16 protein-coding genes are annotated in these 15,710 nt (G+C 37.5%); 7 read left to right on the top strand and 9 right to left on the bottom strand.

The window, feature by feature from the left end; genetic code table 11:
- Positions 1-91 precede the first annotated feature (91 nt).
- The 5 genes from crtR to H5968_RS08895 all read right to left on the bottom strand — a co-directional run bounded on the left by crtR (position 92) and on the right by H5968_RS08895 (position 4,443).
- Entirely contained in the window at positions 92-982 is an 891-nt protein-coding gene (gene crtR, locus H5968_RS08915; RefSeq protein ID WP_096565382.1) for a beta-carotene hydroxylase, read from the bottom strand.
- Between the two features lie 165 nt (positions 983-1,147).
- The gene (locus H5968_RS08910; protein WP_187039660.1) at positions 1,148-1,912 is read right to left on the bottom strand and encodes an energy-coupling factor ABC transporter ATP-binding protein; all 765 of its coding nucleotides are present in this window, start codon (positions 1,910-1,912) and stop codon (positions 1,148-1,150) included.
- A gap of 114 nt (positions 1,913-2,026) precedes the next feature.
- The gene (locus tag H5968_RS08905; protein ID WP_096565378.1) at positions 2,027-2,677 is read right to left on the bottom strand and encodes an energy-coupling factor transporter transmembrane protein EcfT; all 651 of its coding nucleotides are present in this window, start codon (positions 2,675-2,677) and stop codon (positions 2,027-2,029) included.
- On the bottom strand, positions 2,670-3,593 hold the full coding sequence (locus tag H5968_RS08900) for an energy-coupling factor ABC transporter permease (RefSeq protein WP_187039659.1): 924 nt from the start codon (positions 3,591-3,593) through the stop codon (positions 2,670-2,672). Before H5968_RS08900 ends, H5968_RS08905 begins: the two co-directional genes overlap by 8 nt.
- A gap of 400 nt (positions 3,594-3,993) precedes the next feature.
- On the bottom strand, positions 3,994-4,443 hold the full coding sequence (locus H5968_RS08895; protein WP_187039658.1) for an FkbM family methyltransferase: 450 nt from the start codon (positions 4,441-4,443) through the stop codon (positions 3,994-3,996).
- Between the two features lie 500 nt (positions 4,444-4,943).
- Here H5968_RS08895 and H5968_RS08890 point away from each other — a divergent pair, with 500 nt between their 5' ends.
- The 4 genes from H5968_RS08890 (at position 4,944) to H5968_RS08875 (ending at position 8,898) form a co-directional block, all read left to right on the top strand.
- Positions 4,944-5,957: a multicopper oxidase domain-containing protein gene (locus H5968_RS08890; protein WP_187039657.1), complete on the top strand. Its 1,014-nt coding sequence runs from the start codon at positions 4,944-4,946 to the stop codon at positions 5,955-5,957.
- 213 nt (positions 5,958-6,170) lie between these two features.
- The gene (locus tag H5968_RS08885; protein ID WP_187039656.1) at positions 6,171-7,190 is read left to right on the top strand and encodes a helix-hairpin-helix domain-containing protein; all 1,020 of its coding nucleotides are present in this window, start codon (positions 6,171-6,173) and stop codon (positions 7,188-7,190) included.
- A 170-nt stretch (positions 7,191-7,360) separates the two neighbouring features.
- The gene (locus tag H5968_RS08880; protein ID WP_187039655.1) at positions 7,361-7,795 is read left to right on the top strand and encodes a bacterioferritin; all 435 of its coding nucleotides are present in this window, start codon (positions 7,361-7,363) and stop codon (positions 7,793-7,795) included.
- A 155-nt stretch (positions 7,796-7,950) separates the two neighbouring features.
- Positions 7,951-8,898: an FTR1 family protein gene (locus tag H5968_RS08875; protein WP_187039654.1), complete on the top strand. Its 948-nt coding sequence runs from the start codon at positions 7,951-7,953 to the stop codon at positions 8,896-8,898.
- 116 nt (positions 8,899-9,014) lie between these two features.
- On the opposite strand, the gene H5968_RS08870 is transcribed toward H5968_RS08875, so the two are convergent.
- The gene (locus H5968_RS08870) at positions 9,015-9,941 is read right to left on the bottom strand and encodes an ABC transporter substrate-binding protein (RefSeq protein WP_255427088.1); all 927 of its coding nucleotides are present in this window, start codon (positions 9,939-9,941) and stop codon (positions 9,015-9,017) included.
- A gap of 100 nt (positions 9,942-10,041) precedes the next feature.
- Positions 10,042-10,629 (bottom strand): molybdenum cofactor guanylyltransferase, encoded by a 588-nt coding sequence (locus H5968_RS08865; protein WP_187039653.1) that lies wholly within the window; start codon positions 10,627-10,629, stop codon positions 10,042-10,044.
- 203 nt (positions 10,630-10,832) lie between these two features.
- Between H5968_RS08865 and H5968_RS08860 the strand changes: the two genes are divergently transcribed.
- Positions 10,833-11,189, top strand: coding sequence for a tetratricopeptide repeat protein (locus H5968_RS08860; RefSeq protein WP_096565363.1), 357 nt, complete (start codon positions 10,833-10,835; stop codon positions 11,187-11,189).
- Between the two features lie 180 nt (positions 11,190-11,369).
- A complete protein-coding gene (locus tag H5968_RS08855) occupies positions 11,370-11,891 on the top strand; it encodes a DUF29 family protein (RefSeq protein ID WP_137667677.1) in 522 nt (173 codons plus the stop codon).
- A 249-nt stretch (positions 11,892-12,140) separates the two neighbouring features.
- Here H5968_RS08855 and H5968_RS08850 read toward each other — a convergent pair whose 3' ends face one another.
- Both H5968_RS08850 and H5968_RS08845 read right to left on the bottom strand, forming a co-directional pair.
- Positions 12,141-14,198: a thioredoxin domain-containing protein gene (locus H5968_RS08850; protein WP_187039652.1), complete on the bottom strand. Its 2,058-nt coding sequence runs from the start codon at positions 14,196-14,198 to the stop codon at positions 12,141-12,143.
- Between the two features lie 137 nt (positions 14,199-14,335).
- The gene (locus H5968_RS08845; RefSeq protein WP_187039651.1) at positions 14,336-14,491 is read right to left on the bottom strand and encodes a hypothetical protein; all 156 of its coding nucleotides are present in this window, start codon (positions 14,489-14,491) and stop codon (positions 14,336-14,338) included.
- 530 nt (positions 14,492-15,021) lie between these two features.
- Between H5968_RS08845 and clpP the strand changes: the two genes are divergently transcribed.
- Positions 15,022-15,627 (top strand): ATP-dependent Clp endopeptidase proteolytic subunit ClpP, encoded by a 606-nt coding sequence (clpP, locus tag H5968_RS08840; protein ID WP_096565355.1) that lies wholly within the window; start codon positions 15,022-15,024, stop codon positions 15,625-15,627.
- Positions 15,628-15,710 lie beyond the last annotated feature (83 nt).

Genomic DNA, 15,710 nt, shown 5'->3' with positions numbered 1-15,710 from the left:
CCCTATTCCCTGCCTCAACGAAGGGACTTTTTCAGCAAACCCTATTTATATTAGTGGGTTAAACAGTCGTTAACCCACCTTAAAAATTTACCTATTCTTTGTGGTGATGAAAGCGAATACCTATGAAAATATCATAGACAAACTCAAAGAAGTCCTTTTTCTGCAATAACCCTGAAGTCTGAGGACTACCTTTTTCATCTAACAGCGGTTTCATCAAATAGTAAGTGGGTTGGTAATTATACCAAGGAATTGAAGGCCACAAATGATGAATGAGGTGGTAATTCTGTCCTAAAATCAGGATGTTGAGAATTTTACCAGGATATACGCGGGCATTTTTCCAGCGATCGCGTTCTACAAAGGGACGATGGGGTAAATAATCAAAAAATAACCCTAGTCCTATTCCCACTATAAACGCTGGAATAAACCAAAAATTGAGAATATAGCCCAAAAAGTGATATTGGACGGAAATATAAACAATAGAAACTACAATCAAACGGCTAATAAACCATTCTAGTAGCTCATATTTGCGCCACAATCGCCGTTGAAAGAAAAATACTTCATGGTACAAAAACCTCACCGCTATCAACCATAATGGACCACCCGTAGAAACGTAATGATCTGGGTCGTCTTTGGGGTGATTGACGTTACCATGATGCTGAAGATGTACTCGTGTAAATACTGGAAAAGCAAAAGCCAAAATCAGGGCGCTACCATGCCCTAACATCGCATTAATCACCCGGTTACGATGGGCGGACTGATGACAAGCATCATGAATAATCGTCCCAGAACAGTGTAAAGCCAGAGTGTTAATGCTAAAACATAGCCAATGCGGCCATTCCCATACCCAATAACCAAAGTTGGAAAATACCAACATTGTCACTACTGTAAAAAATAGCAACATTGTGGGATTAAAATCCCCAGGAGGTGCTAAAAGTTCTTTGGGCGGAATTGTCAGCGGCTTTTGTGCCTCCGACGTAAGCATTATTAACTCCTTTTGTGTCAAATATTAAAAATATACGACAATTCTTAGTAAAAAGTAAACTTATGTTAATTTCATAGTTCCAAAAAGCATAGACAAATATCTCAAGCAAATTCTGACGTAGAATGTAGAATCTCCGTGGCTTTAGCCCGGAGAGTGTCAACCTCATCACCAGTCTACTGGTAAACCTAACTGATCCAAGGTTTTGCCATCTTGTAATAGCGGATGGATCTGGCTGTCTATATGAATTTGACCACCTGAAAGGACTAAAGCACGTTGGGTCACTTTCCCTAACCACTGTAAGTCATGGGAAGCAATTAATATTACCTGCACAGGCAACTTTAGTAATACTTGGGCTAAATGTCGTCGCCATGCAGGATCAAGTCCGTTGGTTGGTTCATCTAAAATCAGAATTGCTGGGTCTAGAGCTAATATTGATGCTAGGGCAGCTAAACGTCTTTGTCCTCCAGAAAGTTCGTGTGCGGAACGGTGAGCATATTCTTCTAAACCAAAATCAGCTAATAATTGTCGTGCTTTGTCCGTTGCTACTGCTGGTGAAATACCATAGTTGCGTGGTCCAAAGGTAACATCTTCCAAAATTGTCGGCATAAATAATTGATCATTGGCATCTTGAAAAGTAAAACCGATGTGTCTGCGTATTTGGGGGAACGTATTTGGTTCTACGGGAATGCCGTTAATAGAAATTGTGCCACTTTGAGGGTGTTTTAAACCAATGAGATTTTCTAGGAGAGTGCTTTTTCCTGAACCTGTTGCACCCATCAAAGCGACGCGATCGCCTGCATTTAAGGTAAAGGAAATATCTTTTAATACGGGTTGCTGGTGTGAGTAGGCATACACCAGATTTTTCACCTCAACGACAGAGGTATGAGGATGAAAGATAAAAGTTTGGGGATGAGAAGTTAAGGATGTCAAGATTCACAACTCAAATATAGGTGATTGGTGATTGGTGATTGGTGATTGGTGATTGGGTTATTAACTTCCCTTTCCTCCCCATCTACCCATCTCCCCTTCCTGTTTCCTGGTGTATTAAAAATAGGAACTGACGGTGATACAAGCAGCAATAATGACGACTAAGATTAGTGTAAAACGTTCTTTTGGGTTAAGGGTAGAGTCTATAGGTAGTTGACCATTGTAACCACGAGTGATCATTGCCCCATAAACTCGTTCTGCTCTGTCTAAAGTACGCAGATACAAAGAGCCGATCATAGCTGCACTGGCATAACGTAACCATCCCCCAGCACCATTTAAACCTCGTAGTTGGGCGCTACGCTGCATTCTGGCTAATTCTGAGAGTAAAATTTCTAGATATTGCCCAGCTAGGAGCAAATTTTCCTTTAATGGGGCGGGTACGGGTAAACCTTTAAGGGCGATGCCAAAACTGTGGGGGGGTAAGGTGAGTAAAAAGCTATTCATGACTATTAAACAAATTAGCGATCGCACCAGTAAAAAACTTGCTTTTTCCCACCCCAAGGGTAACGCTACCAATGACAGAAAAATCAATTCTGCACCTAGTAAACTCCCTAATTTGCGAATAGAAACCCGGAATATAAATACCCACAAAAGTGCGATCGCACCATATACCAGCAAATTTGACCAGCTATGAGGCTTTAAAAAAGCTGCCCCAATCACAATGATCAGGGATAATTGCAAGCGTAATGCCAAGGAAATGTTAAGCATTTTTAGGTTTCATCACTTTAGCAATGCCAAAAGCCACAGCAAAGCAAGCTGTCGCACCTACCCAACCAGTAATACTTGTACCAATTGGTCCTAAACCTTGAATTTCATAATCAGCTAAGGGTGTTGGTACTACAACTCTGACTTCTTCGGCTTTGTTGATAAAATCCAAGTTTTCTGCTACTCTTTCTAACCCATCTGGCCAAGCGGAAGCAAATAAAGATAAAACACCTGCAACTAGGAAAATACTCACCACTGGTATCAACCAGCCTCCAAATTTCTCTTCTTCTCCTGGTAACAAGTCTGGACGTGCTGTGGCTAAATAGGCTAACACACCACCAGTAATTAAGCCTTCACCTACACCGATCAAAATATGTACACCTGTCATTGCAGGTAAAACTATATTCGCTGGTGCTGTCCCAGAAAGGGCTAACTGAATAGCACAAGCTATAGCTGCTGCAACTACACTAACACCTGCTGCTATACCTGCGGCTAGGGGTAAACGCCCTTTAGAACCACCCAGTAGTCGCTGTAAGGTCTGGGTTAAGAACCAAGCTACCCAAACACTGATTACTCCCAAGTTTAAAATATTTGCACCCAAGGCAGTAATACCACCATCAGCAAATAGCACTGCTTGAATTATTAAAACTGTTGCTATACATAACATTGCTGCCCAAGGACTACCTAACATAATCACCGCTAAAGCACCGCCGCACAGGTGTCCGCTAGTACCTCCCGCTACGGGAAAATTAATCATTTGGGCGGCAAAAATAAAGGCTGTGGTTAATCCTAATACGGGAGCGCGACGAACACCAAAAGCTGTTTGCGATCGCCCAAAGGACACAAATAAAGCTGCTCCACTGGCTAAACTTGTAGCTGCTGCTACTGGAACAGAAATAAATCCATCTGGTATATGCATGAAAATCCTTGTTTTTCGCTTTTTTTTACACTAATTTCAGCAATAGAATTACAACTGCAAAAGATAGCATGACAATTCTAAATTTATAGGAAACTAAATTTCCCCTATATTTACAATGCCCCATTGGAGGATGTTTTGGCAGGGATTTGGAAAATTTTTATAATAAAAAATACATCCAAATTTGTATTTATTTATTAAATTATGAATATTTGTATATTTATTGTTTATTTTTGTAAATGTTAATTCCTGATTGATTTAATCAGTCAGGAATTTGCAGTGTTTATGGTTAACTATCTGGAAACTAACTGATGAACCAAAAGATCAATCAGAGAAGCTTGATAAAAAGGTTGACAAATTGTGTGAATTTTGGCTGGTGAAATATTGCCATTTTTCACGGTAATTATGTTACCATAAACAGATTGAGGATTTTCTCTTGTTTTTTTACCATTGGATACACTGTTTCACATAGTTGAGTAGTTGGTAAAATAGAAGAAGATGGATTAAAATATAAATGACTGTAAATTTCAACAGGTTGAATACTATCACCCAAAGCTAGATTAAAAGCGGTAATTTTTTGAGGATGGTGATTTGCTAATTGGGATAACTGTTGAAAAGGAATATTTAAAGGTTCAAATGAATAAATATACGCATCAGGAAAAATCTTGATAATTCTGCGGGCAAATTGACCTTCATTTGCACCAATATCAATCACAGATTTAACCGGAAGTTGGGATAAACCTAACAGTCTTTTATCCCATTCTTTCACTAACAATTTTCCCATTAAGTTAAAAATTTGATTACTTATTTGATAAAGTAATTTTTGATAACTATTTTTCCCTGATGTTTGCATTGTCCAACCTACAAATTAACCTGATCAATAGACTGAAACCAGACGTTAAAAAAGACAATTTCAGAGGATGTTTGAAAAGTCTAACTTGGGTGATGATAAAGATATAGATAATTTCTCACAGCCCCCTGTGGAAATCACTCATACTAGCTTACCTGATAGTGAGTGATTTGTCTAGAAGTTAACCTGAACCAATAGTGAAAATTAGTAAAATATGATATCATTTTCGGGTATATCGGTATTCTTCATCACGGGTGGCAAAAAGCTGTCTTGCAAAAGGCAAGAGTTAAAAATTACCAATCAAAATTACCCAAAAAGGGTAAAAAGCATAGTAGCGAATTATATTCGCCAAATTTCTTGATTTTCACCTATGCCCTGTATTTCTCGATAGTTTACATAATTATTGACAATAATTCCTGATTCCTATACTATAACTAATGGTAATTGCAAATAATTTGCAATTTCTTGTTTGTGTTCCCTCCTCATCACCTCATGTCTGAAAAATGTCTGAAAACTTTAGTCGGAGTAAAAATATACTTTTAAATCGCCGCCAACTGATAACAATGGGCATATTTGGCGGTGGCGTAATTGGTGCATCTGCATTATTACAGTTTCTAAATGCCAAAAATAATGCCCGTGTTAAATTTCCCCCAATGGCAATGGAAGCATCTAATCATGCTGCTAATAGTGCTACTCAACCCATGCAGGTGCTGAGAAACTTTGATTATGGGACATTAAAGCAGGAAAATGGGCGGACTATTCGAGAATTTGAGTTAATAGCAGGTACTTCCACCATTCAGCTAAATAATGCGGTATCTTACAATATTTGGGATTTAAATGGCCGTATTCCTGGACCGACGTTAAGAGCAAAAGTAGGGGAACGAATAAGAGTATTATTTCTCAATAAGGCTGGACATTCCCATTCTCTGCATTTTCATGGAGTGCATCCCGCAGAAATGGATGGTGTAAAACCTGTGAGTAATGGTAAAGCAACTATCTATGAATTTGATGCAGAACCCTATGGTGTGCATTTGTATCACTGTCATATTGCACCTGTAACTCGTCACATTGCTAAGGGTTTATATGGAATGTTTATTATTGATCCGCCTCAACCCCGTCCTCCTGCTGATGAAATTATTTTAATTATGTCTGGATATGACATAAATGATGATAACAAAAATGAGTATTACGCATTTAATGGCTTGCCTCATCATTATATGCACCATCCTATTCAACTTTATCAAAATCAATTAATTAGAGCTTATGTTTTGAATATTATTGAGTTTGATCCTGCTGTCACCTTCCATTTACACGCTAACTTTTTTGATGTTTATCGTTCGGGGATGACGATGACTCCCAGCGAAAAGACAGATGTTTTAACAATGGGTGTAGCAGAAAGACACATTTTAGAATTTGCGTTTCGTTATCCGGGTAAGTATATGTTTCATCCCCATCAAGATGCGATCGCTGAAAATGGATGTATGGGACAGTTTGAAGTTATCGCAAGTGACAGGTGACAGGTGACAGAAATTTGTAAGTCATGGAACTTACCTAACACTTGGTTAAGAAATGATTAAACTATACTTTTGCTGGTTAAAAATAGTTACTATAATTTGTCATTTATGCTAAAAAAAATATAATTACTAATGCAAATTACTTTTAATTATACTCACCAGTCAATTCTGTAAATTTGTCCATTATTGGGTTTTAGCCTCTCCAGGAGCAAATCAATGATTAAATCACGTTACATATTATTATCAATAGTGGCTTGTGTGATTGTTACCCTTGGTTCTTGTGCGGGGAATACCCCCACCGCAGAAACGACTTCAACCCCAGCAGTGACGCAAGCCAGCGCCCACAGTAGTCATAGTGGGAAAGCCAAAATTAATATTAATGATGCTATTTTGTCCGAGTTAGACAAATTTGAAGCTCAACTTGGTGTACCCGCTTTATCTAATAAAATACAAGCCAGTCGTCCCTACAGTTCACCAGAAGATTTAGTCACCAAAAAAGTAATTACTCAAGCACAGTTTGAGCAAATTAAAGACATGGTGACAGTTGAAGAAGTTGTACTCACAGGAGAAGCCAAAGATGTAGATTACATGACAAAATTGGCATTAATGAAAGGACATCTTTTAGTAGCACAAGAATTGTTAGCACAAAATCAACCCAAACAAGCCGAACCCCATATAGGACATCCAGTTGAGGAGATTTATGTTGATGTAGAAGAACAACTTAATGAACGCAAAGTCAAAGAATTTAAAACTAATTTAGTGAATTTGACTAACTTGGTAAAATCTAATTCTCAAGATGCTAAAATCAAAGATAATTTTACCAATTCTATGGCATCTGTGGATAGTGCGATCGCCGCATTACCAACTCAAGAACGCTCAAAACCAGAATTTGTGTTAAAAGTAATTAATGGTTTATTAGACGCAGCTAACGCCGAATATGGAGCAGCAGTAGCAAAAGGTAAAATTACCGAACCAATAGAATATCAAGACTCTCGTGGTTTTGTTGTCTATTCCCATGAACTATATCAAGGAATTTCTGGACAAATGGCTCAAGCAAACCCAGAAGCACACAAAGCCATAGATACAGCTTTCACAGAACTATTAAAAGTTTGGCCTACTGTTATTCCACCTGCACAAGCAGTCAAAAACCCTGAAGATGTTACCAAAATGGTAAAAACCATAGAGGAAAACACTCAAAAAGTGCTATCTCAAACTAACACCAAAGCACAAAGTTAGTATTTGCACACCATTGGACATCCACAAAAAACAGCTTAAAATAAGTGAAAATAGAGGAAATAGTGAAAAGTGAAACACTAAAAAAATTATCTACATTAAACTAAGATAAAAAGTGTATAGCTACTCACTAAAATCCTCTCCAAATTTAATTTTGCTCATCTTAACAACTGATGCGAGAACTCGACCACCAAAAAACCATTGACATCCTCAACGCCATCATGGAATTTGAACTAGCTGGCGTTGTTCGCTACACTCATTATTCCCTAATGGTAACAGGACCAAACCGCTTACCTATTGTCGCTTTTTTCAAAGCCCAAGCCAGTGAATCATTACTTCATGCCCAACAAGTAGGAGAAATTCTCACCGGTTTAGATGGACATCCTACCTTGAGAATTGCCCAAATGGAAGAAACTTTCAAACATACAGTCAAAGACATTTTGGAAGAAAGTTTATCCCATGAAAAGAAAGCATTGGATATGTATAAAACTCTACTAAATACAGTTGAAGATGCTAGTATTTATTTGGAAGAATTTGCCCGTGGCATGATCGGACAAGAAGAGTTACATAATTTAGAACTCAAGAAAATGTTACGCGATTTCAGCTAATATTTCGAGGAGTCAAGATTCAGCTTTTTAGTTTCTTTTCTTTCGTTCGTTTCTATACTATGTGTAGGAACGAGCAAAGAAAAAAGAAATTTGATAGTTCTCAATTTTTTACACAATCAAGAATAGTGATCAAGCGTTCATAACCACTAATAAAAATGAATTTTAGTATTGCATTACCTACTTTTGTTATTACTCTCCGAGAAGGTGTAGAAGCTGCCCTAGTTGTGGGTATTGTCCTCGCTTTATTGCAAAAAGCCAAACAATCTCAACTCAACTCATGGGTATATGCAGGTGTTGGAGTTGGTATTATTGTTAGTGCTTTAATTGGCGTTTTATTCACTGGAATCATTAAATTTTTAGGTTCTATAAATCCTCAATACACCTCTGTAGTTGAACCAACATTAGAAGGTGTATTTAGTATTTTAGCAATCATTATGCTGAGTTGGATGCTAATCTGGATGACAAAACAAGCCAGATTTATGAAATCTCAAGTTGAAGGTGCAGTTAACGAAGCATTAACACAAAATTCAAATGCTGGATGGGGGGTTTTTAGTTTAATTTTAGTTGCTGTAGTGCGGGAAGGTTTTGAAACAGTCTTATTTGTAGCTGCCAATTTTCAACAAGGTTTATTACCAACTTTAGGCGCACTTGGTGGTTTAGCAACAGCAGCAGGAATTGGGGTTTTATTATTTAAATGGGGTGTGAAAATTAATATTCGCCAATTTTTCCAAATTATGGGCGTTTTATTAGTTTTAATTGTCGCTGGTTTAGTAATTTCGGCTTTCAAACATTTTGATGATGCGATCGCTAGTTTAGCACTCAGCAACCGCGCCTCGGAAAATCTTTGTTTTTATTATGAACACTTTACTAAAATTCACTCTTGTATTTTAGGTCCAATGGTTTGGAATACTGCTAACATTTTACCTGATAGCAAGTTTCCTGGTATTATTCTCAAATCTTTATTTGGCTATAGAGATAAACTTTATATAGTGCAAGCTGTGGGATATTTAGTGTTTTTAATTAGTATTGGTAGCTTGTATTTTCGCAGTATTATGGGTGGAAATATGCAAAAACAAAAAAATATTCCTGTCGCTGAAAAATAGCATTCTATATCAACCCAGATCCCCGACTTCTTGAAGAAGTCGGGGATCTATTTCATAAACAAATATTCTGACTCCTGACTCCTGACTCCTGACTCCTGACTCCTATTAAATACAACTCAAAAGATTTTCTTTAATTCCTGAGCAGATTTTTCAATTGCAGCTATACTGCCAGGATTCACCATTCCGTAATAATCAAAAACATAAACTTGATTATTTTGAGTAGCTTTTAATTTCTGCCAAAACGGCTCTTTTTTCAAAGAATCTAACAAAGTTGCTTCAGCACTAACCACAATTAAAACATCAGGATTTGCTGCTAAAACTTTTTCGGCTGAAAGTGTTACATAACCACCAATAGGGCTATTACCTTGTAATTCTGCGGCGACATTTTTCGCACCAAACAGAGAAACTATATCACCTGCCCAACTGTTTTTATTTGGTGCTAAAATTGGTTGACGACTTACTAAAACTAAAGTCGAAAGATTCTGATTTTTTTGATTTTTCTTTTCCGGTAAAAAAGTTTGATATCTATTTAATAAAGGTTGGGGATCTGCACCTATTTTTTCTGCAATATTTTTAGTGAGTTCTTCCAAAGCTTCCCAGCTATATACTTTTGTGGATAAAGTTTTTATTCCTAGCTGTTGCAGTTTTTGTAATGGTACATCAGAAAAACCTGCTACACCAATTACTAAATCTGGTTTTAATGCTACAATCTTTTCTAAGTTTGGTGCATTTTGTCCTTGACTAACTTGAGGAATATCTTTAAATCGAGGATCATCTTTTAATAACTTACTACCAACAATTCCTACTAATTTTGTTTGATCTAGTTCAGCAATAATATCAGCAGACAGCGAAGAAAGCGCAACCACTCTTTTCACAGATGTGTTAGGTGATTTTTGTGCAATGGTAATATTAATATCTGGTGTAATTTCTGGTTTTACTGCTTGTGTTTGGCTGGTTTCTGTAGCACAAGACAACAAAAACAAACTTAAAAAAATTGATACTAAAAATGATTTATGACGCATAATATTGTTTTGATTTCTCATTTCTTATTTTTTGGGAATCGGCAATTTTATTTTTTCAAATTATAGCAACTTCTAGCAACAAACAAGGTTTTTACCTCTGTTACCTGTCACCTATCACCTGTCACCTATCACCTGTCACTTCATCTAAATCTTCAGGAGTATTACAATTAAATAACATATCCGATTTTGACAAAGGTAAAGTTTCCACAGGATGTAATTTGAGAAACTGTTGAAAAGATCGTCCTCCTTGATTAATAAAATCTAAAATTAGGGGTAAACAAGAACTGCGATAAAAACCACAAAGCGGTTCCCAACCTTGGGTATTTTTTACCAAACAAGCAATATTTTCTCCTTTTATATTATCTAATCTTTTCACCCAATCTTGCAACACTTCAACTTGCAAATTTGGTAAATCGCAAGCTAATAATAACACCCATTCTGTGTTTACTTTCTCTAAACCTTTTACAAAACCCACTAAAGGTCCTTGTGTGTTATGGGGGTTTTCTTGTATAAATTCACATTCTGGTAACGGTAAGTGTTGATATCTTTCTGGCCAAGGTGTAACTATATATATAGTATCCGTGCAACTTTTAGCGACATTGCCAACTTTTTGTAATAAGGGTATTCCCTGAATAGGAATCAAAGCTTTATCCTTTCCCATCCTCGAACTTTTACCACCTGCAAGAACTATGGCGCTTAATGTAGTCATAGGAACAAAATCTTTATTGATACGTCTCATCATCAAGTATTAATAAGTATTAAATTTATATCAATATATTTATTGATACCTTAAATAAGGTTCAGTAAAATGTACATTTTCTATGAACAGGTATCAAAATAGAGCCATATTTTGCGGATTCTGACATTAAAAGATGTATTATTTATTATCCACTAGGAAATTATATCACCGCTATGTCTGATTATAATCAAGCAGTTGCTATAGATGTCAACAACTTAGCAGCTATCAATAATATAGGGTTCATTAAATATGAACAAGGAGACAAAGAAACAGCGATTCAACAATGGCAACAAGCGATTAAAATTAACAATAAATCTGCTGAGGCCTCCTTAGCTTTAGCTGTAGCTTTATATGGTAAAGGAGAACAACAACAGGCTTATAAGTTAGCAGAAACAGCATTAAAGTTAGATAGAAAATTTGCTGATTTTCACTGGATGAAAAAGCATTTTTGGGGTCAAAGTATGATTACTGATGCTCAGAAATTTCTATCTACTCCTCAAATGAAAAATTTGTTATCACAGTTGCGTTAATGTTAATATTTACTTCTTTCTAATATTCTCATTCCCATACTCTGTGTGGGAATGAATTTATTTTGCAGTCACATCTCTGATTAAATATCTCCTGATTTCTTGAAACTTGTGACTGCTGACTAATGCTGTATCACCTTTATGTTAAAATATAAAACATAGCTAGATGAGAGGTTAACAAATATGACCCAAGAATTAATAGACCTCAGAAATAGTATTTTACAAGGACGTTACGCAGATGCTTTGGCAATTGTGGACGAGTTAGAAGGAATGAGTAAACAAGCTATTTTGGGCAATATCCAGTCGTATGTAAGGATTTTGTTAATTCATTTAATTAAAAATCAAATCGAACAGCGTTTAACAAATTCTTGGTCTGCATCTATTCGTAATGCTATCCGAGAAATTAAAAAGATCAATATTAAAGATAATAAGAAATCCTATTACATCAATCAAGATGAATGGGAAAGTTTTATGGAGGAAGAGGTGATTGAAGATGCGATCGCTGATGCTAGTTTGGAAGTGATGAATGGTATTTATAACCAATTCCAACTAGGAGAAATTATAGATAGAAAACAGTTAATTGCAACTGCTTTACAATTCCTTAATTTAACTTATTCCTATTCACCTAAAGAATTACCTGCTATGGTTGCAGAAACTTTAACTCAGTTACCTGGTGGTGAAGATTGGAAGATTGGAAAAAGGTAAATACCGCAGGAGTCAGGAGTCGTAGGGGCGAAGCATTCGGACAACAATATTGGGGAAAAATCGAGAATTGATCACCCGAATGCTTCGCCCGTACAGGAGTCAGGAGTTATTAATTTTGGATTTTGGATTGTGGATTTTGGATTGTTTTTCTTAACTCCAATCTAAAATCTAAAATCTAAAATCTTCCTCCCTATTCCCTATTCCCTTCTTACTGTCACCTGTCACCAATCACCAGTCACCAGTCATCAGTCACCCTCTATTCTGACTTCTTTGCACCTGTAACAACAACTCCTCTAAACTCCCTGGTGCGGGAAGACATTTCAACCCTTGACACACTAAACCCACACTTCCATCTGGTAAATCTGATACAACTGAAAAAGCGGTAGTGGGTAGATATTTAGGCATTAATGACTTAATTTGCTCAGTGTTACTACGAATCAATGTACAATTTCGATACCAATCTAAAGCAGTAAATAAACTAGGACAACCTTGAGGAGATTCATTCATTACACCTTTAAAGGCTTTTAATCCTGATTCAGCTAAATCAAGATAATGTAAGTTATCAGTAAGTAAAGATAACCTGACTAAATTGGCGATCGCCACCCCATTAGCTGAAGGTGTAGCATTATCCGCAAAACTCCGCTCCCTGATAATTAAATCTTGACTATTATCGCTAGATGTGTTGAAATACCCTCCTAATTCTACACTCCACAGAAAATCATTAAACTCATCTTGGAGAGCGATCGCTTTTTCCAACCAATCAGCATTTTCTAAATCCGCTTGCTGTAAATCCAACAATGCTTTAATAAACAAAGCATAATCTTCAGATTGAGCTAATACCGTCGCTTCACCCTCATAATTAAGTCGGTGAAAACGTCCATCCACAAATTGATGATCTAAAATAAACTTAGCCGCTGTTGTTGCTAACTCCAAATAACTAGGTTCTTGAAAAACCTCCCCTGCTCTAGCTAAACCGGAGATCATCAAACTATTCCAAGCTACAATCATCTTAGTATCAGTCACTGCCGGAATGCGACCAGGCCAGTTAGTGATTTTCGCTTCCTGATTATCTCGCGCTGGGGGAAAAGTTGCTAGTGCATCAGGAGTTGCACCATAACGCACAGTAAACAACTTACTCAAAGCAACTTCTAAAGTTTCACTCAGTTCACCAGGATGTAACCTTTGTAAAACATTTTTCCCTTCAAAATTGCCATTAACACTAACAGTAAACTGTTGTTCTAATTCCGTTAATTCTTCAGTTGTTAACAGTTGTTGTAATTCCTGATAACTCCAGACATAAAAAGCACCTTCCTCCGGTTCTGTATCTATGGGGTTAGTGAAACTATCCGCATCTTGAGCAGCATAAAAATAACCGCTAGGTGCTGTCATTTCCCGTTGTAACCATTTTACAGTTCCAGCCACCGCTCGCTTAAAAGCCGGTTCTTCAATTCCCGCACTCCACAAATCAGCCAGATATTCTACAATCTGACCATTATCGTAAAGCATCTTTTCAAAGTGGGGGACAGTCCAAGTCGGATCAACAGTGTAGCGATGAAAACCACCAGCAACATGATCATAAATACCCCCCAAAGCTAAATTTAAACCCCGTTGAGTAGAAACTTGTAATCCATCATACCGAGATTGATAATTAAACCGAGAACCCCGCAAAACCAACTCACCATAGGGGATCATCGGAAAACTATTACCAACCTGCTTAGGAGAAATGATCCCCGTGCAAACTTCCCAACCCCTTTGTAATAATTCTTGATCAGCTACTTCCTGACTGCCATCATTTTGTAACACCGCAGATGTCAGTAAAGCTTCGAGAATTACAGCTTTTCTTTGACGTAACTCCTCTTTTTCAGTATCGTAGTAATTGCGTAAAGCTTGTAAAACCTGCAAAAAACCCGGACGACCATAGCGGGGATCAACAGGAAAATAAGTACCCGCGTAAAAAGGGACTAAATCATCAGGAGAGAGAAAAGCATTAAGAGGCCAACCCCCTTGACCAGTCATCATTTGTAAACTTTGCATATAGATGCTATCAAGGTCAGGTCTTTCTTCTCTGTCTACCTTGATGGGGAGAAAATTGGCATTCATATATTGGGCGATCGCCAAATCAGAAAACGCCTCACCTTCCATCACCGTACACCAGTGACAACTAGAGTAACCAATAGAAAGAAAAATCGGTTTATTTTGCGCCCTTGCAGTTTCCAATGCTTCATCACACCAAGTCCACCAGTCAATTGGGTTTTCAGCGTGTTTTCGGAGATAAAGGCTTTTTGTGTCAGCTAGGCGATTCGTCATAATAAAAGTTTTCCACCATTTTCTGACAAGTCTAGCGTTTTTAAAGTTATTAGTTATTAGTCATTAGTCATTAGTTATTAGTTATTAGTTATTAGTTATTTTTACCCAGTCACCAATCACCAATCACCAATCACCTTTTATTTGGAAAAACGAATAGTTGAACCGAGAACAGGGGCTGGAATTTCCGATACAGGTGATACAGACTTGCGAGGAATTTGGGTACTGGGGTTTAGTGCTGCGATCAGGTGCAGCAAAAAAGTGATTAAAGCAGCTTGCATAAGTCTTTCCAGCATAGCACTCCTCTCTTGAAAAATAGCATTTAAATTTAGATTGGTTAATCTAAATACACCAGATAGTCCCGATTTACCGGATTTGCAAAATATGTCCGGAAAATTAACCAGGTTCAGGTTAAAAATTGTGAAAAAATTTACTAATACCTGAAAAAGAATTTCGACCAAATAATATAGATTCGCCAACACAAGGCAAGCTAAAGTTATAGGTCAATAAATAGGCACGCAGACAGCTAGTGTCAGAATGTAAGTTAATCATCTGTTAATAATGATGAACTTTTGAATTCTCCCACTTTTGACATCGCCACAATTCTTGAGACTGCTATCAGCCGCTAAAAGTGCCTGTTAAAAAAAATTTTGGCGATGAGATATTTGATTCTAGAGTATTGCTATTGAAAAATCTGTTTGCTCAGAGCAGATGATGAGGAGATCAAAAATTTATCTGTTATTGTCGAGATATCCAAATTTGACAATCAACACAATCAGCCTCTCTCATAGATAGAATAAATAGCAAATAGATACAAATACGCTCAATGATTCCTATCGTTATTGAACAATCGGGTCGAGGCGAACGCGCCTTTGATATCTACTCACGGCTGTTACGTGAGCGGATCATTTTTTTGGGACAACAGGTGGACAGCAGTCTGGCTAACCTGATAGTTGCCCAATTGTTGTTTTTAGATTCTGAAGACCCGGAGAAAGACATTTATATGTATATCAACTCTCCTGGTGGTTCAGTGACGGCGGGGATGGGCATTTTTGACACCATGAAAAATATCCGCCCCGATGTCTGTACCATTTGTACTGGACTAGCAGCGAGTATGGGCGCTTTCCTATTAAGTGCAGGTACTAAAGGTAAAAGGATGAGTTTACCTCATTCACGGATTATGATTCACCAACCTTTAGGCGGCGCTCAAGGTCAAGCGACTGATATTGAAATTCAGGCACGGGAAATTTTATACCACAAGCGCAAGCTGAATGAGTATTTAGCCGAACACACTGGTCAGCCTTTTGAACGTATTGCCGAAGATACAGAACGCGACTTTTTCATGTCTCCAGAAGAAGCCAAAGAATACGGCTTAATCGACCAAGTGATTGACCGTCACTCCGCCGGTAGCCGTCCAATGGTTGTAGTGTAGGTGATTGGTGTAGGTGATTGGTGATTGGTGATTGCTGATTGGTGATTGGGAAAATACAAATAATTTCTCCCAGTCCCCAGTCC

Origin of the sequence: Sphaerospermopsis sp. LEGE 00249, assembly GCF_014299995.1 — a bacterium.
GTDB classification, from domain to species: Bacteria; Cyanobacteriota; Cyanobacteriia; order Cyanobacteriales; family Nostocaceae; genus Sphaerospermopsis; species Sphaerospermopsis kisseleviana.
Note: the sequence above shows the minus strand (reverse complement) of the source record. Positions and strands in the feature narration are given on the sequence as shown.